The organism is Amycolatopsis sp. TRM77291 (assembly GCF_054166285.1).
Window position 1 is genome coordinate 6,299,820 of sequence record NZ_JBSZHF010000001.1, and the last position, 17,674, is coordinate 6,317,493.

Annotated in this window: 22 protein-coding genes; 9 read left to right on the top strand and 13 right to left on the bottom strand. The window is 67.7% G+C overall.

All coding sequences use genetic code 11. The annotated features are described in order from the left end of the window. Positions 1-2: 2 nt before the first annotated feature. Together ACXIZN_RS29020 and trpS are read right to left on the bottom strand one after the other, a co-directional pair. Entirely contained in the window at positions 3-1,031 is a 1,029-nt protein-coding gene (locus ACXIZN_RS29020) for a YhjD/YihY/BrkB family envelope integrity protein (RefSeq protein WP_457958177.1), read from the bottom strand. Positions 1,032-1,066: 35 nt separating this feature from the next. Then, complete coding sequence (gene trpS, locus ACXIZN_RS29025) at positions 1,067-2,086, bottom strand: tryptophan--tRNA ligase (protein ID WP_034304577.1); 1,020 nt, start codon at positions 2,084-2,086, stop codon at positions 1,067-1,069. A gap of 163 nt (positions 2,087-2,249) precedes the next feature. Between trpS and ACXIZN_RS29030 the strand changes: the two genes are divergently transcribed. Further along, entirely contained in the window at positions 2,250-2,996 is a 747-nt protein-coding gene (locus tag ACXIZN_RS29030) for a S1 family peptidase (RefSeq protein WP_072028864.1), read from the top strand. 504 nt (positions 2,997-3,500) lie between these two features. On the opposite strand, the gene ACXIZN_RS29035 is transcribed toward ACXIZN_RS29030, so the two are convergent. Continuing rightward, on the bottom strand, positions 3,501-3,821 hold the full coding sequence (locus ACXIZN_RS29035; RefSeq protein WP_457958179.1) for a hypothetical protein: 321 nt from the start codon (positions 3,819-3,821) through the stop codon (positions 3,501-3,503). 398 nt (positions 3,822-4,219) lie between these two features. Here ACXIZN_RS29035 and ACXIZN_RS29040 point away from each other — a divergent pair, with 398 nt between their 5' ends. Continuing rightward, complete coding sequence (locus ACXIZN_RS29040) at positions 4,220-5,107, top strand: glycoside hydrolase family 19 protein (protein WP_457958181.1); 888 nt, start codon at positions 4,220-4,222, stop codon at positions 5,105-5,107. Between the two features lie 191 nt (positions 5,108-5,298). On the opposite strand, the gene ACXIZN_RS29045 is transcribed toward ACXIZN_RS29040, so the two are convergent. Then, positions 5,299-5,799, bottom strand: coding sequence for a MarR family winged helix-turn-helix transcriptional regulator (locus ACXIZN_RS29045; protein ID WP_457958183.1), 501 nt, complete (start codon positions 5,797-5,799; stop codon positions 5,299-5,301). A 65-nt stretch (positions 5,800-5,864) separates the two neighbouring features. Between ACXIZN_RS29045 and ACXIZN_RS29050 the strand changes: the two genes are divergently transcribed. Next, entirely contained in the window at positions 5,865-6,362 is a 498-nt protein-coding gene (locus ACXIZN_RS29050) for a cupin domain-containing protein (protein ID WP_457958185.1), read from the top strand. Here the strand turns inward: ACXIZN_RS29050 and ACXIZN_RS29055 are convergent. The 4 genes from ACXIZN_RS29055 to ACXIZN_RS29070 form a co-directional block, all read right to left on the bottom strand. Continuing rightward, positions 6,356-7,243 carry a hypothetical protein gene (locus ACXIZN_RS29055; RefSeq protein ID WP_457958187.1) on the bottom strand — a complete coding sequence of 296 codons (888 nt, stop codon included), beginning with the start codon at positions 7,241-7,243 and terminating at the stop codon, positions 6,356-6,358. The two genes, ACXIZN_RS29050 and ACXIZN_RS29055, sit on opposite strands and share 7 nt — an antisense overlap. Positions 7,244-7,310: 67 nt before the next feature. Continuing rightward, the gene (locus ACXIZN_RS29060) at positions 7,311-7,649 is read right to left on the bottom strand and encodes a HepT-like ribonuclease domain-containing protein (protein WP_457958189.1); all 339 of its coding nucleotides are present in this window, start codon (positions 7,647-7,649) and stop codon (positions 7,311-7,313) included. Beyond that, positions 7,639-7,947 carry a nucleotidyltransferase family protein gene (locus tag ACXIZN_RS29065; RefSeq protein ID WP_126735287.1) on the bottom strand — a complete coding sequence of 103 codons (309 nt, stop codon included), beginning with the start codon at positions 7,945-7,947 and terminating at the stop codon, positions 7,639-7,641. Before ACXIZN_RS29065 ends, ACXIZN_RS29060 begins: the two co-directional genes overlap by 11 nt. A 72-nt stretch (positions 7,948-8,019) precedes the next feature. Beyond that, entirely contained in the window at positions 8,020-8,826 is an 807-nt protein-coding gene (locus ACXIZN_RS29070) for an exodeoxyribonuclease III (RefSeq protein WP_126735288.1), read from the bottom strand. A 45-nt stretch (positions 8,827-8,871) separates the two neighbouring features. Here ACXIZN_RS29070 and ACXIZN_RS29075 point away from each other — a divergent pair, with 45 nt between their 5' ends. Then, complete coding sequence (locus ACXIZN_RS29075; RefSeq protein WP_457958191.1) at positions 8,872-9,615, top strand: MBL fold metallo-hydrolase; 744 nt, start codon at positions 8,872-8,874, stop codon at positions 9,613-9,615. A 59-nt stretch (positions 9,616-9,674) separates the two neighbouring features. Here the strand turns inward: ACXIZN_RS29075 and ACXIZN_RS29080 are convergent, their stop codons facing one another. Both ACXIZN_RS29080 and ACXIZN_RS29085 read right to left on the bottom strand, forming a co-directional pair. Then, complete coding sequence (locus tag ACXIZN_RS29080) at positions 9,675-9,980, bottom strand: SH3 domain-containing protein (RefSeq protein ID WP_192747920.1); 306 nt, start codon at positions 9,978-9,980, stop codon at positions 9,675-9,677. Between the two features lie 190 nt (positions 9,981-10,170). Further along, positions 10,171-11,394 carry an NADP-dependent isocitrate dehydrogenase gene (locus ACXIZN_RS29085; RefSeq protein WP_007032065.1) on the bottom strand — a complete coding sequence of 408 codons (1,224 nt, stop codon included), beginning with the start codon at positions 11,392-11,394 and terminating at the stop codon, positions 10,171-10,173. 240 nt (positions 11,395-11,634) lie between these two features. On the opposite strand from ACXIZN_RS29085, the gene ACXIZN_RS29090 reads away from it, so the two are divergent. The 3 genes from ACXIZN_RS29090 (at position 11,635) to ACXIZN_RS29100 (ending at position 13,828) form a co-directional block, all read left to right on the top strand. Continuing rightward, positions 11,635-12,144, top strand: coding sequence for a hypothetical protein (locus ACXIZN_RS29090; RefSeq protein ID WP_457958193.1), 510 nt, complete (start codon positions 11,635-11,637; stop codon positions 12,142-12,144). Between the two features lie 82 nt (positions 12,145-12,226). Next, positions 12,227-12,811, top strand: coding sequence for a hypothetical protein (locus ACXIZN_RS29095; protein ID WP_457958195.1), 585 nt, complete (start codon positions 12,227-12,229; stop codon positions 12,809-12,811). A gap of 21 nt (positions 12,812-12,832) precedes the next feature. Then, positions 12,833-13,828 (top strand): DUF2203 family protein, encoded by a 996-nt coding sequence (locus ACXIZN_RS29100; protein ID WP_457958196.1) that lies wholly within the window; start codon positions 12,833-12,835, stop codon positions 13,826-13,828. Positions 13,829-13,831: 3 nt separating this feature from the next. On the opposite strand, the gene ACXIZN_RS29105 is transcribed toward ACXIZN_RS29100, so the two are convergent. Continuing rightward, entirely contained in the window at positions 13,832-14,686 is an 855-nt protein-coding gene (locus ACXIZN_RS29105) for an esterase/lipase family protein (protein ID WP_457958198.1), read from the bottom strand. Positions 14,687-14,794: 108 nt separating this feature from the next. Continuing rightward, entirely contained in the window at positions 14,795-15,229 is a 435-nt protein-coding gene (locus tag ACXIZN_RS29110) for an Lrp/AsnC family transcriptional regulator (protein WP_257489182.1), read from the bottom strand. Between the two features lie 115 nt (positions 15,230-15,344). Here ACXIZN_RS29110 and ACXIZN_RS29115 point away from each other — a divergent pair, with 115 nt between their 5' ends. Both ACXIZN_RS29115 and ACXIZN_RS29120 read left to right on the top strand, forming a co-directional pair. Then, complete coding sequence (locus tag ACXIZN_RS29115; RefSeq protein ID WP_457958200.1) at positions 15,345-16,184, top strand: NAD-dependent epimerase/dehydratase family protein; 840 nt, start codon at positions 15,345-15,347, stop codon at positions 16,182-16,184. A 5-nt stretch (positions 16,185-16,189) separates the two neighbouring features. Continuing rightward, entirely contained in the window at positions 16,190-17,014 is an 825-nt protein-coding gene (locus tag ACXIZN_RS29120) for an aldo/keto reductase (protein ID WP_457958201.1), read from the top strand. Here ACXIZN_RS29120 and ACXIZN_RS29125 read toward each other — a convergent pair whose 3' ends face one another. Continuing rightward, positions 17,015-17,629, bottom strand: coding sequence for a LysE/ArgO family amino acid transporter (locus ACXIZN_RS29125; protein ID WP_457958203.1), 615 nt, complete (start codon positions 17,627-17,629; stop codon positions 17,015-17,017). Between the last annotated feature and the right edge of the window lie 45 nt (positions 17,630-17,674).

The window sequence follows — 17,674 nt, forward strand, 5'->3', positions numbered from 1 at the left end:
CGTCAGGACTTGCGGCGGCCGAACCAGCCCAGCAGCGCGCCGGTCGCGAAAGCCCCGCCGACGGCGCCGAGTCCCGGCCCCTGCTGAACGGTCACCCTCGGATGGATCAGCACCGGGGGCGGCGGCTCGACGACGGTCTTCATGTTCTCCTTCGCCGTCGCCGTCCACGCGGTGACGAACAGCAGGAAGCGCGACACGAGGTTCGCGAACACGAGCAGACCGATCACCGGGCCGAACAACGTGAACGCCGGTGACTTCGTGACGCTGCCGAGGTAAACGGTGGCGGCCTGCTGGAGCACGATGAACCCGACCGCGGCGAAGATCGCGCCCTTGACCGCGCTGCGCAGCGCGACGTGCTCACGAGGCAGCCTCGCGATGACCCACAGGAAGACCAGGGTGTTCGCGAGCAGGCCGAGCAGGATCGTCGCGACCTTCAACAGGAACACGGCCCAGCCCTGGTTCTCGAGACCGACCAGTTCGAGCAGGAACCGCCCGACGCCGCTGCCCGCCGCGGTGAGGCCGAACGAGACCACCAGCGCGAGACCGAGCCCCACGAGGGACAGCAGGTCCTTGATCGTCGTCGACACCAACGGCAGCTGCTGCTTTTCCTGTCCCCACTGGGCGGTCAGCGCGTCACGCAGGTTGGTCATCCAGCCGACGCCCGAGTACAGGGCCAGCAGCAGGCCGAAGACCCCGATGCCGCCGCCGGAGTCCAGCGCCGCCTTGATGATGCTGCCGACGAGATCGCTCAGCCCTTCCGGGACCGACTTCTTGATGCCGTCGACGAGCTGGTTCGTCACCACCTGGTCGCCGGCGAGCACGATCTTGAGGATCGCGAAGGCGACCATCAGGATCGGGATCACCGACAGCACGCTGAAGTAGGTGATGGCGGCGGCATAGTGATTGCCGTAGCGCTCGGTGAAGGCGTCGTTCGCCCGGATGAGGTGATCGAGCCAGCCGTACTTCCGCCTCAGGCGCGGTAACAGCTTGTCCTGTTCCGGCTTCGCGCCGTCATCATTCGCCACCGTCAAACGCTAACCACCCGGCGACGACATCGCAGCGCGAATCAGCCCGCCGGGGGAAGGAACCCGATGTTCTCGTAGACGTTCCGCAACGTCACCGAAGCGACTTCCCTCGCCCGTTGCGCCCCGAGCGCCAAGGCCTTGTCGAGCTCGGCGACGTCATCCAGATAGGACTGGACGCGTTCCTGCACCGGCGTCACCCAGTCGACGAAGGCCTCCGCGACACCCTTCTTCAGGTCGCCGTAACCCTTGCCCTCGTAGGAGTTCTCGAGTTCCGCGACCGGCTGATCGGTCAGCGCGGAGAGGATCGTCAGCAGGTTCGAAACGCCCGGCTTGTTCTCGGCGTCGAAGACGATCTCGCGGCCGGTGTCCGTGACCGCCGAGCGCACCTTCTTCGCCGACTTCTTCGGGTCTTCGAGCAGTTCGATCAGGCCGTTGCCGGTCGACGAGGACTTGCTCATCTTCGCGGTCGGGTCCTGCAGGTCGTAGATCTTCGCCGTGTCCTTGACGATATGCGGCTCCGGCACGGTGAACGTCTTGCCGTAGCGGTTGTTGAATCGCTGCGCGAGGTTGCGCGTCAGCTCCAGGTGCTGCCGCTGGTCCTCGCCGACTGGGACCTCGTTCGCCTGGTACAGCAGGATGTCGGCGGCCTGCAGGACCGGGTACGTGAACAGGCCGACGCTCGCGCGATCGGTGCCCTGCTTCGCGGCCTTGTCCTTGAACTGCGTCATCCGGCTCGCTTCGCCGAACCCCGTCTGGCACTCCAGCACCCAGCCGAGCTGGGCGTGCTCGGGCACGTGGCTCTGGACGAACAGCGCGCTGCGGGCCGGGTCGACGCCGAGCGCGAGCAACTGCGCGGCCGAGCGGCGGGTGCGGTCCAGCAGCACCTTCGGATCCTGCTCGACGGTGATCGCGTGCAGATCGACGACCATGTAGAAGGTGTCGTGGGTGTCCTGCAGCCGCACCCATTGCCGCAGCGCACCCAGGTAGTTGCCGAGGTGGAACGAGTCGGCGGTCGGCTGGATCCCGGAGAGCACGCGCGGGCGCTTCTGTTCGTCGGACACGCCCGGATTCTCTCAGGCCACGCCACGGCGGGTCACTCGGCCTCGCCCCGGCCGAACGGTCTAAACGGTTAAACGCCACATACTTCCGACGGTTCTGGCCAGGGTGCCCGATTCCTAGCGTTCATGGCACCGGATCTTCCGGCCACACCGAAGGAGAACCCAGATGAAGGCACGATCCCTACTGATGGGCTTGGCCATGGCGGCCGCGGCCGTCTTCTCGCTTTCCGGCGTCGCGGCTGCGGCCGAGCCCACCGGAGGCGTCCAGCCGAACATCGTCGGCGGCGGCAACGCGACCCAGGTCTACTCGTTCATGGTGTCCCAGCAGTCGAGCTCCGGCGGCCACCAGTGTGGTGGCTCACTGATCAGCTCGACCTGGGTGGTCACCGCGGCGCACTGTGGCACGCCGTACCAGGTGCGCGTCGGCACCACGAACCGCACCAGCGGCGGCACCGTCGCCCGCGTGGCGCAGCGTATCGCCCACCCGAGCGCCGACCTGGCGCTGCTGCGTCTCTCGACGGCGGTGTCGCAGGCGCCGGTCACGATCGCCGCTTCGTCCGGGGCCGTCGGCACCGCGACGCGGATCATCGGCTGGGGCCAGACCTGCCCCACCCGCGGTGGTTGTGGCGCCCCGATCAACCTCCAGGAGCTGAACACCTCGATCGTCGCCGACAGCCGCTGCCTCGGCATCAACGGTGCCAGCGAGATCTGCACCAACAACCCCAACGGCAACTCGGGTGCCTGCTACGGCGACTCGGGCGGCCCGCAGGTCAAGCAGGTCAGCGGTGTCTGGCAGCTGGTCGGCGCGACGAGCCGCGCCGGGAACAACAGCAGCACCTGCGCGACCGGGCCGTCGATCTACGTGGACGTCCCCTACTTCCGCAGCTGGATCCGCACCAACTCCGGCGTCTGATCCGGTTCCCGCGTCGCCCCACCGCCCCCGGGGGCGACGCGGGCCCAGGCGGTTCAGCAAGGAACCGTGCGGAAGCTCGAAGAGCCGCTCCAGCAGCGCGACCGCCTTCAGGGAGTCGCACCGCTCGGGGCGGCTTCTTCCGGTCCGCCAGTAGCTCAAGGTCGCGACACTGACCCGGACTCCCTCCAGGGCGAGCCGGTGCCGGATCCGGTCGAGGCCGAGGCCGCTGTCCGTGATCGCCCGGTCCAGGGCGCGGGGGAAGGGGTCACCGGGCCGGCTGCGACGCCGTGTCACCGTCATGGACCCGAGCGTGGCGATCAGCGGGCGGCTAAACAATCCGGGCGGGACTAGGTGTACCTACCCAAAAATCCGCCGCCCTGCGTTTAGCGGGCTAAACGCGATCCGGGCGCCCACGGCACCGACCTGCGTTTAGCGGGCTAATCGCGATCCGGGCGCGCGTCGCGTTTCGCGGGCTAAACGCGATTTGAGCCGGGGAGGCGCAGGTCAGGGGCGCTGCTGGCGAGTGAGGGCCTCGTCCGCGAGCACGGCCTCGGCCATCGCGGCGACGTGCGGGGCGGTGGGCTGGGGCGGGGTGGCCGGGACGGCGGCCGCACGGGCCTTCCGACGCTGACGGAACACGCCGAACGCCATCCCGACGACGCCGAGCGCGACGGCGATCAAGCCGACCGGGCCCAGAAGACCGAACGCCATCTCCGACCGCGACGTCATGTCCGCGGCCGACGCCGGTACCGCGCCCGCGAGGAGCAGCGCGACCGGGATCGCGATGACCGCCGCGGCCCTCACCGCGGGCAGGGTCGATCGCATCAGGAGATGAACTGGGTTCCGCACCGGAGTGCCTCCCGTGACGTGACTTTGCCGAACCGGAACGCTAACCCGAACGAGTGAGCATTTCCAGGCTGCTGGTCAAAAAACTACCGAGCGTGTCAAGACCTGTGGGTTCTGATCAACTCGGGGCACGAGACTAGCCCCTCACAGGGGGGATGTTTCGAGCACCCCTCTTCTCAGAGTTGCCGTGCTCGAGATCGGTTTCTGACAAAACCGGACAGGGTTAGGCCATTCGACTGTCGGACGCGGCCGAACAGGCAATATCCGGCTTTCCACGGTTGGTTTCTTGTCCGCAATGGTCTATACCTGTTGGCCATACCCCTTAAAAGGTATAGACCAATCTCCCTGCATGGTCCCCTCGTACGAAGGAGCCACCGATGTCTCTTCGACGTATTCTCGCGGCGGTCGCCGCCACCTTCGCCGCCACCACGGTCGCCGTGGTCGTCCCGGCCCAGTCCGCCTCCGCCGCGGACTGCGTGGCGCCATGGAACGCGAGCTCGGTCTACTGGGGCGGCAACACCGCCTCCTACAACGGGCACAACTGGTCCGCGAAGTGGTGGACACAGAACGAAACCCCCGGATCGGCACAGGTCTGGGCCGACCAGGGCGCCTGCGGCGGCGGCACGACCAACCCGCCGAACCCGTCCGGCTTCGTGGTCAGCGAAGCCCAGTTCAACCAGATGTTCCCGAGCCGGAACCCCTTCTACACCTACAACGGCCTGGTCACCGCCCTGAGCGCGTACCCGGCCTTCGCCGGCACGGGCAACGACACCGTGAAGAAGCAGGAAGCGGCGGCCTTCCTGGCGAACGTCAGCCACGAGAGCGGCGGCCTCGTCCACATCGTCGAACAGAACGAGGCGAACTACCCGCACTACTGCGACACGAGCCAGTCCTACGGCTGCCCGGCGGGCAACGCCGCGTACTACGGCCGCGGCCCGATCCAGCTGAGCTGGAACTTCAACTACAAGGCCGCCGGCGACGCCTTGGGCCTGCCGCTGCTGACCAACCCGTGGCTGGTGCAGAACGACGCGGCGGTCGCCTGGAAGACCGGCATCTGGTACTGGATGACCCAGAACGGCCCCGGCACGATGACCCCGCACAACGCGATGGTCAACAGCCGCGGCTTCGGCGAGACCATCCGCAGCATCAACGGGAGCATCGAGTGCAACGGCGGCAACCCCGCTCAGGTCCAGAGCCGCGTGAACAAGTACCAGCAGTTCACCGGAATCCTCGGCGTGAGCCCGGGCGGCAACCTGTACTGCTGATCCACCCAGAGCACTGAAGGGGCCCTTCGCCGCATGTGACGCGGCGAAGGGCCCCGTCAGGTTTGGTGGGGTGGCCGCAGCCGGCGCCGCGCCGCGTCCANCGGCGTGAGCCCGGGCGGCAACCTGTACTGCTGATCCACCCAGAGCACTGAAGGGGCCCTTCGCCGCATGTGACGCGGCGAAGGGCCCCTTCAGCTTTCGAGGGATGCCAGCAGCCGTCGCAGCGACGCGTCCAGAACGCCGAGGTCCTCGCCGAGTGGCGACAGCAGCTTCGCGACGTTCGCCGTGTGCTCGGTCATCGCGGCGTCGACGATCTCGAACCCGCGCTCGGTCAGCGTGACCCGGAAGCTGCGCCGGTCTTCGGGATCCAGCGCCCGCTCGACCAGCCCCGCCGACTCGAGCCTGTCGATCCTGCTGGTCATCCCGGCCCTGGACATCATCAGCGTCGCGGAAAGCTCGGACGGGATCAGCGTGTACGGCTTCCCGGACCGCCTGAGCGCCGCGAGCACGTCGAACTCCCCCTGCTTCAAGCCGTGCTTCGCGAACACGGCTTCCACCATGGGAGTGGTCAGCATCGCCACGCGGCCGAGGCGCCCGGCGACCCCGATCGCGGTCAAGTCCAGCTCCGGCCGTTCGCGCCGCCACGCACCGACGACCGCGTCGATCGCGTCCGCATTTCGTTCTTCGCTCACGAACGCAGTCTATTCGACGGGAGATAGTTTGACAGCGAACTATCAGTGGTGGAACCATCTCGGGCATGACCCAGCGCGAAGCCCGTGAACCCGTCCTCGTCCGCGCCGCCGAAGCCGAGACCGTCGGCGCGGCCCCCACCCTTGTCACGCTGCTCGCCGACGTCTCGACCACAGGCGGAACCATGAGCAGCGCGCGAACACGGTTAGGCGTCGGCGCCGATGGAGCGGCGCCGCACTATCACACCGGCTCCTCCGAGATGTTCTTCATGCTCGGCGGGAAGCTGGAAGTCCTTGCAGGAGAAGAGATCGTCACTATTTCCGAAGGCGACATGCTGGTCGTCCCGCCGCTGACCACGCACGCCTTCCGCGCGGCGGTCGACTCGGCGGCGGACGTCCTGATCATGTTCGTCCCCGGCGTGGAACGGTTCGGCTACTTCCGCCTGCTGGAGAAGGTCGGGCACGGCGAGGCGACCGTCCAGGATCTCTTGGACAGCCAGGAAGAGTTCGACAACCACTTCGTCGAGAGTCCGGTGTGGACGGAGAGCGCGAAGTCCCGTCAGTAAGCGCGCGGCGGGTACCCCGGCGGCGGATATCCCTGGAGCGGATACCCGGGCTGTGGGTACTGCGGTGGCGGGTACTGCTGTGGCGGATATTGCGGCGGCGGATACCCCTGATGCTGCGGCGGATACGGCTGCTGTCCGTACTGCGGCGGAGGCGGGTACTGCTGCGGATATCCGGGATTCTGTGGCGGATACGGCTGGTGCGGGTACTGGGGTTGCTGCGGAGGTGGCGGCGCGACAGGCTGGCCGCCGAGGTGGAACGGCAACAGCGACACCAACTGCGCGAGACGCCCCAACGTCGAGAGAATGTCATCCGGCTTGGTCCGCCCGAAGGTCGGATTCTCGACGTAGACCAGTTCCGCGCCCACCAGCGACCAGGTGTGCAGTTTCAACGACCGCATGGTGGCGGCGACCTGCGGCGTGAGCACGCCGATCGCGACGTTCGGGTCGGTGTCGATCAGCTTGTACCAGCGGTTGAACTTACGGTCCGCGGTGGCGGGCTCCGGGTACTGCTCGACGTCCCAGGCGGATTCGATGCTCGACACGATCTGGAAGTTCGGCATCGGGGCGGGCAGGGTGACGACCCAGACCGTGTCGATCGAGATCGTGTCGAGCTCGTTGACCTTCTTGTTGGTCCACCGCGTGTGCACGCTCGTGACCGTCGGGCGGCGGTGGTAGTCGAAGACGCTGAACCGCAGCCCTTGATACGCGCCGCTCAGCGCGCCGAACGCCATCCGCTTGTCACCGCGCTGGTTGAACGGCAGCACCATCCACCGTTCCAGCATGTTCGGCGCGTCCGGGCTGAACTCCCACCCGTACTGGCCGGACATCGCGTAGCGCTCGGCGTTCGTCGCCTCGATACGCCTGGCTTCGTTCGTCTCCATGACAACCCCCGGATCTCCTTCGCGCAGGCTATCCGGAGTACATCGCCGTCATCGGCACGTGGTCGATTCAGGCATCCAGCAACCGCCGCAGAACGCCGACCAACCCTGGGAGCCGCTCAGTGAGCACCTGCCATACCAAGGCATCATCGACCGTCGCGTAACCATGGATGAGGATGTTACGAAAGGCGACGATACGCCCGAGGTCAGGCACTTGTGCCGCCAAGTCTCTATCCGCTTTGGACAGCTGGTTCAGTGCCTCACCGATGATTTCGAACTGACGCTCGACCGCCGAGCGCAGCATGGCGTTCGACCGGTATGCATCGAAGTCCTCACCCTCGCTGAACTCACTCAGCAACTCCGCCGCCCTCAACGCATCCCAAAGGTAAGCGCGAGGGTCACGCTGCATAGAGGAGCTCCCGGGTTTCCAGCACCTGCCGCTTGAAGTACGGGTTACGAATGCTGGTCACGCTGACGAGATCGACCGGGCGTCCCAGCAACCGCTCAAGGCCTTCCTTCAGATCGAAGTAAGTACTGAAATAGTCGAACCCTGGTCCCGCGTCGAACTCGACAAGCACGTCGACATCGCTGGACTGCAGGTCGAACCTGTCACTCACGGCGGAGCCGAACAGGTCTAGGCGGCGCACTGAGTGCGTTCGGCAAAGCTCCTCGATCTCACGCTTCTTGAGTTCGATCGACTCGTGCACGACGCCACCTCCTGATCCTGATTGTGCCTGACCGGCTCCCGCTGGTCACGGTGAATTCCATGACCGGCCGGGCTATTCGGAGTACGTCGCCGTCACCGGCGCGTGGTCGGACCAGCGCCGGTCGTAGGACTCGGCGCGCTCGACCACGACGGAGGTGCACCGCTCGGCCAGGCCGGGGGTGGCGATCTGGCAGTCGATGCGCCAGCCGGTGTCGTTGTCGAACGCCTTCCCGCGGTACGACCACCAGGTGTACGGGCCGGGGCCTTCCGGGTCGAGCTTGCGCTGCACGTCGACGTAGCCGGCCTCGCTGAACACGCGGCCGAGCCACTCCCGCTCCTCCGGCAGGAAGCCCGAGCTCTTCTGGTTCCCTCGCCAGTTCTTCAGGTCGATCTTGTCGTAGGCGATGTTCCAGTCGCCCACGACGACGACCTCGCGGCCGCCGGCCTCGGCCTTGGCGCGCAGGTCTACGAGGTATGGCAGGAACGCCGCCATGAAGCGCTCCTTTTCGTCCTGGCGGGGTGTCCCGACGTCACCGCTGGGCAGGTACAGGCTCGCGACCACGACGTTCGGCAGGTGGATCTCGGCGTAGCGGCCGCTGTCCTCGAATTCGGGCTCGCCGAAACCGATGCGGACCTCTTCCGGCTCCGCCCGGCTGAACAGCATGACGCCGTTGCGCCCCTTCTGCGCCGACGGCGCGTGCACCACGTGCCAGCCTTCGGGCGCGGCGGCACCGGCCGGCAGCTCCTTGAGCTCGGCCCGGACCTCCTGGCAGGCGACGACATCGGCTTTCGTCGAGCCCAGCCACTCGACGAAGCCCTTTTTCGCGGCGGCACGAAGGCCGTTGACATTCACAGTGGAGACGGTCAGCACCCTTCGCACGCTACCCGGGGGGTCCGACAGAATCGGCACTGGGAGACTGCGCGCATGAGCGAGCTGACCGTGCTGGGCAGCTGCGGCGCCTGGCCGGAACCCGGCCGGGCCTGCGCCGGCTTCCTACTGGTCCACGAGAGTTTCAAAGTCGTGCTCGACCTCGGCTACGGCGCCGCGTCACGGCTGTTCGAACACTGCCCGGACGGCCGGGCCGACGCGGTGGTGGTGACGCACGAGCATCCCGATCATTGCGCCGATGTGAGCGCGCTCGGCCGGGCTCGCGCCTACGGGCTGCCGGACGAGCCGAGGATCCCGCTGCACTGCACTCCGGGAACGGTGCGCCGGCTCGAAGCGCTCGAGCCGCGGCCGCATCCGACGACGATCTTCGACGTGCGCGAACTCGGTCCGCCGCGTGAGGTCGGGCCGTTCCGGATGACCACGTTCCTGCTTCCGCACCACGTGCCGAACTACGGCGTCCGCCTGACCGCTCCCGGGCTCACCGTCGCGTACACCGGCGACAGCGGGCCCAGCCCGATCCTCGCGGAACTGGCGCGCGACGCCGACCTCCTCATCGCCGACGCCACGCTTCAGGGCCCGTCGCCCGACGAGACGCCGCGTCTGGTGTCGACGGCGGGCGAGGCCGGGTACTGGGCCGAGCGCGGCGGCGCCCGGCGGCTGCTGCTGACCCACTTCTGGCCCGGTTCCGACCGCGCGATCTCGGTGGCCGAAGCGCGGGAGGAGTTCAGCGGCGAGGTGCTGGCGGCCGAGGAGGGCGCCCACCTGCGTTTAGCCCCCTAATCGCGATCCCGCAGGTCAGAGGCCACTTGCGTTTAGCGGGCTAAACGCGATCCCGCAGGTCAAGGGCCGCATTTCGCGCCTTCCACCGGGGGCGCGAACTCGACCGAGACCCACTTGCCCTCCGCGATCTTGCGGAAGCCGTTCTCGACCACCGGCTGCGCGTCGATCTTCGTGTCCTTGACGTACTTGCCGACGATCTTCTGCCCGCCGGGCGCGTCGCGCGCGTTGAGCACGTCGGCCGTCACGACGACCTGGCAACCGGTCGGGCTCGACGCGCTCGACTCCCTGTCCTGTCCCGAGATGGCGACGACGACGATCAGCGCCAGTCCGCCGCCGACGAACAGCATCGGTTTCGAGATGGCCATGGTGGTCACTCCTCGAACAAGGGAATCGTTTTCCGTCCGGTCCAGAGTGGCAGAAGCCGGGGCGGCCGCCCAGATCCCGGATTGCCAACCACCCGGAGGCGCCAACCGGACCGCCGCCGTGCTACCGACCGTCACAACGCGAAAGGCCCCCTTCCACGAGAGGAAGGGGGCCTTCAGGCGCTTGAGCGACTCAGCCCTGGGCGATCTTCTTGGCCAGGTTGGTGTCCAGCGTCGCGAGGAACTCCTCGGTGGTCTGGAACGGCTGGTCCTTGCCGACGAGCAGGGCGAGGTCCTTGGTCATCTTGCCGCTCTCGACGGTCTCGATGACGACCTGCTCCAGCTTGTTCGCGAAGCCGATCAGCTCCGGGTTCGAGTCCAGCTTGCCGCGGTGCTCGAGGCCACGGGTCCACGCGTAGATGGACGCGATCGGGTTGGTCGAGGTCGGCTTGCCCTGCTGGTGCTGGCGGTAGTGCCGGGTCACCGTGCCGTGCGCGGCCTCGGCCTCGACGGTCTTGCCGTCCGGGGTGCGCAGCACCGAGGTCATCAGGCCCAGCGAGCCGAAGCCCTGCGCGACCGTGTCGGACTGCACGTCACCGTCGTAGTTCTTGCAGGCCCAGACGTAGCCGCCCTCCCACTTGAGCGCCGCGGCGACCATGTCGTCGATGAGGCGGTGCTCGTAGGTGATGCCCTTGGCGTCGAAGTCGGTCTTGAACTCCGCGTCGAAGATCTCCTGGAACACGTCCTTGAACATGCCGTCGTAGGCCTTGAGGATCGTGTTCTTGGTCGACAGGTAGACCGGCATCTCGCGGTCCAGGCCGTACTGCAGCGAGGCGCGCGCGAAGTCCTCGATGGACTTGCGGTAGTTGTACATACCGATGGCGACGCCACCGCCCTCGGGGTACTGCGCGACCTCGAACTCCATCGGCTGCGAGCCGTCGGCCGGGGTGTAGGTCAGCGTCAGGGTGCCCGGGCCGGGGACCTTGAAGTCGGTGGCCTTGTACTGGTCACCGTGGGCGTGACGGCCGATGATGATCGGCTTCGTCCAGCCGGGGACCAGCCGCGGGATGTTGTTGATGATGATCGGCTCGCGGAAGACGACGCCGCCGAGGATGTTGCGGATGGTGCCGTTCGGGCTCCGCCACATCTTCTTCAGGCCGAACTCCTCGACCCGCGCCTCGTCCGGCGTGATCGTGGCGCACTTGACGCCGACGCCGTGCTTCTTGATCGCGTTGGCCGAGTCGATGGTGATCTGGTCGTCGGTGCGGTCCCGCTCCTCGATGCCCAGGTCGTAGTACTCGAGGTTGAGGTCCAGGTAGGGGTGGACCAGCTTGTCCTTGATGAACTGCCAAATGATGCGGGTCATCTCATCGCCGTCGAGCTCGACGACGGTGCCCTGGACCTTGATCTTGGCCATGAGCAGCGGTGCTCCTTCCGCGGATCTTCGCGTTCTACTTCAGTCTCTCCGGTAGCGGTACAAGCGTACTGCTTAACGGTGCTGGATGGTTCCAGTAGTGGTCGGTATCAAGTCTCCACGAGGCGGATGTGTCCGACGTCACCCGGTCGCACGACGGCCATCCGGCCGTCACGGGAACGACGGCGGCCGCGTCATCATCGAACAACACTCCTCCGCCGGCCCACCGGAAAGGGCGATCCCATGTCGACCAACCCCTACGCCGTGCCTCCGTACGAGCAGCCTCAGGCACCGGAGCCCTACGCCCAGCCTAGGCAAGACGGGCGCGCGGTGCCCCGGGTGATCAGCGGGCTGGGCGGTGTCCTGCTCACGCCGGTCGCGCTCGGCCTGACCATCTACGGCGGCTCGCTGCTCCAGCGGGGATTCTCGCGCTCCTTGTCCATCACCGAGGACCCGCTCGGCATCGTCCTCCTGCTCCTGGGCGGCCTGCTCCTGCTCGGCGTCGCGTTCCTCGGGGCGCTGTCCGGACTCGGGCCGGTGCTGGGCGGACTGGTGTGGGGTGTGCTGCCAGGCGTGGCGTTCCTCCTGAGCCCGCGCGACATCATGAGCCTCATCTACGACGTCGGCGGCAGCGGCCTCGGCGTCGGCCTGGTGACCTGGCTGGTGATGGGCGCGCTGGCCGGGAGCGGTTTCCTGCTCATCGGGGCCGGTCTGGCCGGCACCCTCTCGCGGCGCCGCTCAAATCGCGTTTAGCGGGCTAAACGCGATCGGCGGAGATCGAAGTGAACCGAAGGGGGCTCGCGTCCGTAGTCCGGTGCAGGGAGGTGACCCGCCCATGTCATCGCACCGGTACGCCGCGGAGTACGACGACGAGGACTACCAGGAGTACGGGGAGTACGAGCAGCCCAACGATCCGAGAAGGCCGTACGAGGACGTCGAGTCGTATGAACCGTACGAGCCCTTCGACGACGACCTGAGCCCCGAAGACACGCGCGCCGGCCGAGGCGTGCGTCGCGTCCTCAGCGGTGCGGGTGGCCTGATCCTGACGCCGGTCGCCCTTGGCCTGCTGGCCTGGGGCGGCTTGCGGCAGCAGATGCTCGTCCAGGCGACGCTCAGCACCCAGCGTGACGTCCTCAGCATCGGCCTCCTCGTGGGCGGCGGGATCCTGTTGCTGTCGGTCGGGCTGCTCGGCGCGCTCTCGGCGACCGGCCCGATCCTCGGCGGCCTGGTCTGGGGTGTCGCCCCCGGCGTGGCGACGATCGCGGTCCCGGAATGGGGCTTCCGGCTGGTGAAGTACCTGCCGCAGAACGACGTCACGTACGGCGTGACGAGCTGGCTGTTCATCGGCGGCCTGCTCGCGACGGGTTTCCTCCTGATCGGTGCGGGCCTCGCGTCGAGACTCGCCCGGCGGCGCCGCTGAGCGTGCTGGGACCATCGGCGCATGGGTCTGTTCACCGTTCCCGAAGCCCGCGCCGAGCTCACACGGCTACGCCCCGTGCTCGAAGAGTTGATCCGCCTCCGCGCCGACGCGGCCGAGCTGGCCGCGTCCCTGCGGCCCGGCGGCCGCGAGACCTCGCTCGGCGGGATGCCGGAATGGAAGGCCGCGCAGGCCCGGCTGGACGACCTAATGACCACCGTCCAGCAGACGGGTGCGGAGCTGAAGGGAATCGCCCCACTCCTGATCGACTTCCCCGCCGAGCTCGACGGCGTCGACGTCCTGCTCTGCTGGCTCGAAGGTGATCCGGAACTGACCTGGTATCACCGCACCGACCTCGGTTTCGCCGGACGCCGCCGCCTCCCGGATAGGGTCGCCGTCGTGAGCGAAGAGATCGCGGCCGGGCTGTTCGACGGCATCGCCGCGCGCTACGACGAAGACACCTTTCACGGCTTGGTCGCCGACGCGCTCGTCGACGGCCTCGGCTGCACGGCGCCCGAGCGCGTTCTCGACGTCGCGACCGGGACCGGGGTGGCCGCGTTCGCCGCACTACGCCTGGACCCGGGCGAAGTGCTCGCGATCGACATCTCGCCGGGCATGATCGCCCAGGCCGAGACGAAGGCGGCGACGCACGATCCCGGCAGGCGCATCACCTGGCAGGTCGCTTCCGCGGTTCCGTCGCCGGTGGAGGACGAGGGCGCGGACGCCGTGCTGTGCGCGTCTTCGCTGCACTTCCTCGGCGCGGCCGCGCTCCGCGACTGGCTGCGGGCGCTGCGCCCGGGCGGCAGGGTGGGCTTCAGCCTGCCGCTCGCGTCGGCGTTCCGGCCGTCGGAGGCGTTCGCCGCCATCGTCCCCACCGACCTGAAGCTGCCGGAGACCGAGGACGACGCGGCGGAACTGGCCTCCGAAGCCGGCTTCACCGACGTGACCGTGAAACGCCTCGACGTCGAGACCGAGGAACGGGTCCGGTCGGTGTTCGTGGTGCACGCGACCAGGCCCTGACCCTTACAGCGGCGCGAAGAACGGCACGCACTTCGGCGCGGGAGCGTTCTCCGGATCGAGCGCCTTGAGGATCAGGCTCGTCACGTTCGGGTCGATCGCCTGGCTCAGATGCCCGGAAACGTCGGCGCCGCAACGGTCCTGCAGCACGATGTCGGTCGCGCCCGGCTCGTCCAGCACACCGCTGGTGTACGGCGTGACCACTCGATCGTGGCGGCTCACGATACTCGTGTAGGTCGGCCCCGGCACGGTCACGCCGCCGCGGGCGAGATCGTCGAGGAACGCCGACGGCGCCAGGTATTCGCGGCACGCCCCGCACACGCCGTCGGCGAGGAGATCGATGCCGGGCAGCGACAGCACGGTCCTGGCCAGCTCGGAGAAGCCGTTGAGCGACGTGCCCTTGAAGTTCGAGCCGAAGCCGACGAAATGCTTCACCTTCTCCGCGCCTCCCTCGAATTTGAGGTAGTACGCGGGCATCGTCGTGCCCTCGGAATGCCCGATGATGTCGACCTTGTCCGCGCCGGTGCTCGCTCGCACGCGGTCGACGAACGCGCCGAGTTCGACGGCGCTCTTCCGCATGGAAGCGAGCCCCCCGAACAACTGTCCACCCAGGACGGTGGCGCCGTAGGTCAGCGAATAGACGCAGTAACCGGCGTCTTTGAGCTTCGGCGCGTGATAGAACCAGTTGGTCGTCGCGTTGCCGCCGAGGCCGTGCACCAGCACGACGGGCTCGGGATGGCTCGCGCTCGGTTCGCACGACCAGTCGTTCCAGCCGCTGGACGGCGCCGCGTTCGCCGCCGCCGGAACGGCGATCGTGAACGTCAAGGCCGCGATCAGCATGGTGAGGATCCGAGCCCGCATACCCGCCTCCGGTTACTCGTCAGTATGTGATGCGAGTCATCATGCGTCACAAACCCCAGGCCGGAGCCAGGAGAACAACCAGACTTACCCATCATTTCTTGTGATGGATCACAAAGGCAGCAGGACTCGGCGTTCGATCGGGCTGGACATGACGATCGACGTCGTCGTCGCGCCCAGCACGGAAAGGTCCTCCAGTAGCTCTTCCAGATGACTGGTGTCGCGCACGGCGATCTTCAGGATCCAGCAGTCCTCGCCCACCACGTGGTGGAGTTCGAGGATCTCCGGCCGATCCATGATCTTCCGCGTCCGCGGATGCCGGACGGTGAACCCGCTGTGCGGCGCCATCCGCACGAACGCGCGCAGCCCCAGGCCGATCCCGGTCGGCGAAACCAGCGCCGCGTAGCCGGTGATCGTGCCGTCGGCTTCGAGCCGCTTGACGCGCTCGCCGACAGCGGCGGGGCTCAGCGAAACACGTCGCCCGAGCTCGCTCAGGGTGATGCGGCCTTCCTCCTGGAGGAGTTCGAGGAGTCGCCGGTCGATCACGTCCAGTGAGCTTTCAGTGAAACTTCGATTCGACCGAGGTTCTTTCAGCGATTCCGCCATTTCACCCATGTTCTCCCCTTCAACCACCCGGATCGCCACCGTAACACTGGTGGACATGAAGAAAGTGCTCGTTCTCGGCGGAAGCCGGTACTTCGGCCGCGGGGTGGTCGAGCGGCTGCGTGACGCCGGCGCGGACGTCACCGTCCTCAACCGCGGGTCCGTCCCTGCTCCGGGCGGCGTCGCCCACCTGATCGCGGACCGCGACGACGAAGCCGGGCTGAAGGCCGCGCTGGGTTCCCACTCCTTCGACGTCGTGCTCGACCAGGTCTGCTACACGCCGGTCCAGGCGGAGATCGCGAGCCGCGTGTTCCGCGCGGACCGCTACGTGATGACGTCCACGATCGAGGTCTACGACCAGGTCCGGACGGAGACGCCGATGACCGAATCGCTGGTGTCCCCCGTGCCGGTCGACCTCGGGGCGGCTTCGTACGACTACGGCGAAGGCAAGCGACAGGCCGAGACGGTCTTCGCGGCGGCGGACACACCTTTCGCTTCGGTGCGCGTCGCGCACGTCCTCGGCGGCGAGGATTTCACCGGGCGGCTACGCCATTACGTGGAACGGCTGGACGCAGGGGACGCCGTGGACGTCCACGCGGAACCGCGGCCGTCGACGTTCATCCACGCGAGTGAGATCGCGGACTTCCTGACCTGGACGACGCTCGCGGACTTCACCGGGCCGGTCAACGCCGGCTCGCACGGCGAACTGTCGGTGCTCGATCTCGCCGCCGCCATCAGCACGAAGCCCCGGTTCCGGGCCGTCGAGCGGGACGCCTCACCGTTCTCCTTCGACCGGTACGCCGTCCTGGACACCTCGCGCGCGACCGGCCTCGGTTTCTCCTTCTCCACCACCACCGATTGGCTCGGCGAAGCCATCGAAGACGTCAGAAAGGCTTGACCCACATGCGTTACCGCAGCATCGGAGACGTCGAAGTGAGCGCGATCGGCCTGGGTGCGATGCCCCTGTCGATCGAGGGCCGCCCGGATCGCGACCGCGCGATCGCCACCATCCACGCCGCGCTCGACGCCGGTGTCACGCTGATAGACACGGCCGACTCCTACCACTGGCACGCGGGCGAAATCGGGCACAACGAGGAATTGATCGCCGAAGCACTATCCGTCCACAGTGGATCGGATGCGGTACTCGTCGCGACCAAGGGCGGCCGTGGCCGTCCTGGTGACGGTTCGTGGACCGTCACCGGAACTCCCGAACACCTCAGGAACGCCTGCGAAGGCTCGCTGAAGCGGCTCGGCGTCGACGCCATCGGGCTCTACCAGCTGCACAAGCCCGACGCGAACGTGCCGTGGGCGGAGTCCGTCGGTGCGATCAAGGAGCTGGCCGATGAAGGCAAGATCCGCCTCGCCGGGATCTCCAACGTCTCCCGCGCGCAGATCCTCGAAGCGCGAGACATCCTCGGCGAGACCCTGGTTTCGGTGCAGAACGAGCACGCGCCCGCGCAGCTCGCGCACGAACCGGAACTGGCCCTGTGCACCGAACTCGGGCTCGCGTACCTGCCGTGGGGCCCCCTTCGCGGCATCGACGGGGAATTCCTTGCCGTGGCCGAAGAACTCGGGGTCAGCCCGCAACGGGTGTGCCTGGCCTGGCTGCTCGCGAAGTCGCCGTCGATGATCGCGATCCCCGGCTCGACGAGGCCCGCGACCATCCGCGATTCGGCGGCCGCGGCCGATCTGGTGCTCCCCGCCGAAATGCTGGCCCGCCTGCCGTGATCAGGCGCCGGCCACCAGCGCCACGCCAAGGCCGATCATCGTCGCGGCGACCAGACCGTCCAGCACCCGCCACGACGACGGCTTGCGGAAGAACCCGCTGAGCAGCCGGGCGCCGAAACCGAGCGCGAGGAACCAGATCACGCTGGCCGACACCGCGCCCACGCCGAACGCCCACCGGTCGCTGCCGTGCCCGGCCGCGATGGCGCCGAGCAGGAGGAGGGTGTCGAGGTAGACGTGCGGATTCAGCCAGGTGATCGCCAGCGTGGTCAGCACGATGCGGCGCAACGATCCGCCGGTCTCCGGGCCGCTGGTCTCCAGCTTCGACGGCTTGAACGCACGGCGGGCCGCGAGGGCGCCGTAGCAAAGCAGGAAGGCGCCGCCGATCAGCGCGACGATGGTCAGCGCTTCGGGTGACGTCCCGACCAGGGCACCGACCCCGCCGACGCCGAGGCCGACCAGGATGGCGTCGGAGAAGATGCAGATCAGCACCACGACGAGCACCGCTTCGCGTCGGATGCCCTGGCGCAGCACGAAGGCGTTCTGCGCGCCGATCGCGACGATGAGGGCCATGGTGGCGCCGAACCCGGCGACCGCGCTGAACAGAACGTCTCCCATACGACTAACACTAGGAAGCCGCTCGTCAACAGTACAGCTAAAGAT

Bases quoted from the DNA above. Each gene is read 5' to 3' on its own strand.
- ACXIZN_RS29030 (WP_072028864.1), top strand. From the start codon at position 2,250: ATGAAGGCACGATCCCTACTGATGGGCTTGGCCATGGCGGCCGCGGCC.
- ACXIZN_RS29035 (WP_457958179.1), bottom strand. From the start codon at position 3,821: ATGCGATCGACCCTGCCCGCGGTGAGGGCCGCGGCGGTCATCGCGATC.
- ACXIZN_RS29040 (WP_457958181.1), top strand. From the start codon at position 4,220: ATGTCTCTTCGACGTATTCTCGCGGCGGTCGCCGCCACCTTCGCCGCC.
- ACXIZN_RS29050 (WP_457958185.1), top strand. From the start codon at position 5,865: ATGACCCAGCGCGAAGCCCGTGAACCCGTCCTCGTCCGCGCCGCCGAA.
- ACXIZN_RS29055 (WP_457958187.1), bottom strand. From the start codon at position 7,243: ATGGAGACGAACGAAGCCAGGCGTATCGAGGCGACGAACGCCGAGCGC.
- ACXIZN_RS29060 (WP_457958189.1), bottom strand. From the start codon at position 7,649: ATGCAGCGTGACCCTCGCGCTTACCTTTGGGATGCGTTGAGGGCGGCG.
- ACXIZN_RS29075 (WP_457958191.1), top strand. From the start codon at position 8,872: ATGAGCGAGCTGACCGTGCTGGGCAGCTGCGGCGCCTGGCCGGAACCC.
- ACXIZN_RS29080 (WP_192747920.1), bottom strand. From the start codon at position 9,980: ATGGCCATCTCGAAACCGATGCTGTTCGTCGGCGGCGGACTGGCGCTG.
- ACXIZN_RS29085 (WP_007032065.1), bottom strand. From the start codon at position 11,394: ATGGCCAAGATCAAGGTCCAGGGCACCGTCGTCGAGCTCGACGGCGAT.
- ACXIZN_RS29090 (WP_457958193.1), top strand. From the start codon at position 11,635: ATGTCGACCAACCCCTACGCCGTGCCTCCGTACGAGCAGCCTCAGGCA.
- ACXIZN_RS29095 (WP_457958195.1), top strand. From the start codon at position 12,227: ATGTCATCGCACCGGTACGCCGCGGAGTACGACGACGAGGACTACCAG.
- ACXIZN_RS29100 (WP_457958196.1), top strand. From the start codon at position 12,833: ATGGGTCTGTTCACCGTTCCCGAAGCCCGCGCCGAGCTCACACGGCTA.
- ACXIZN_RS29105 (WP_457958198.1), bottom strand. From the start codon at position 14,686: ATGCGGGCTCGGATCCTCACCATGCTGATCGCGGCCTTGACGTTCACG.
- ACXIZN_RS29115 (WP_457958200.1), top strand. From the start codon at position 15,345: ATGAAGAAAGTGCTCGTTCTCGGCGGAAGCCGGTACTTCGGCCGCGGG.
- ACXIZN_RS29120 (WP_457958201.1), top strand. From the start codon at position 16,190: ATGCGTTACCGCAGCATCGGAGACGTCGAAGTGAGCGCGATCGGCCTG.
- ACXIZN_RS29125 (WP_457958203.1), bottom strand. From the start codon at position 17,629: ATGGGAGACGTTCTGTTCAGCGCGGTCGCCGGGTTCGGCGCCACCATG.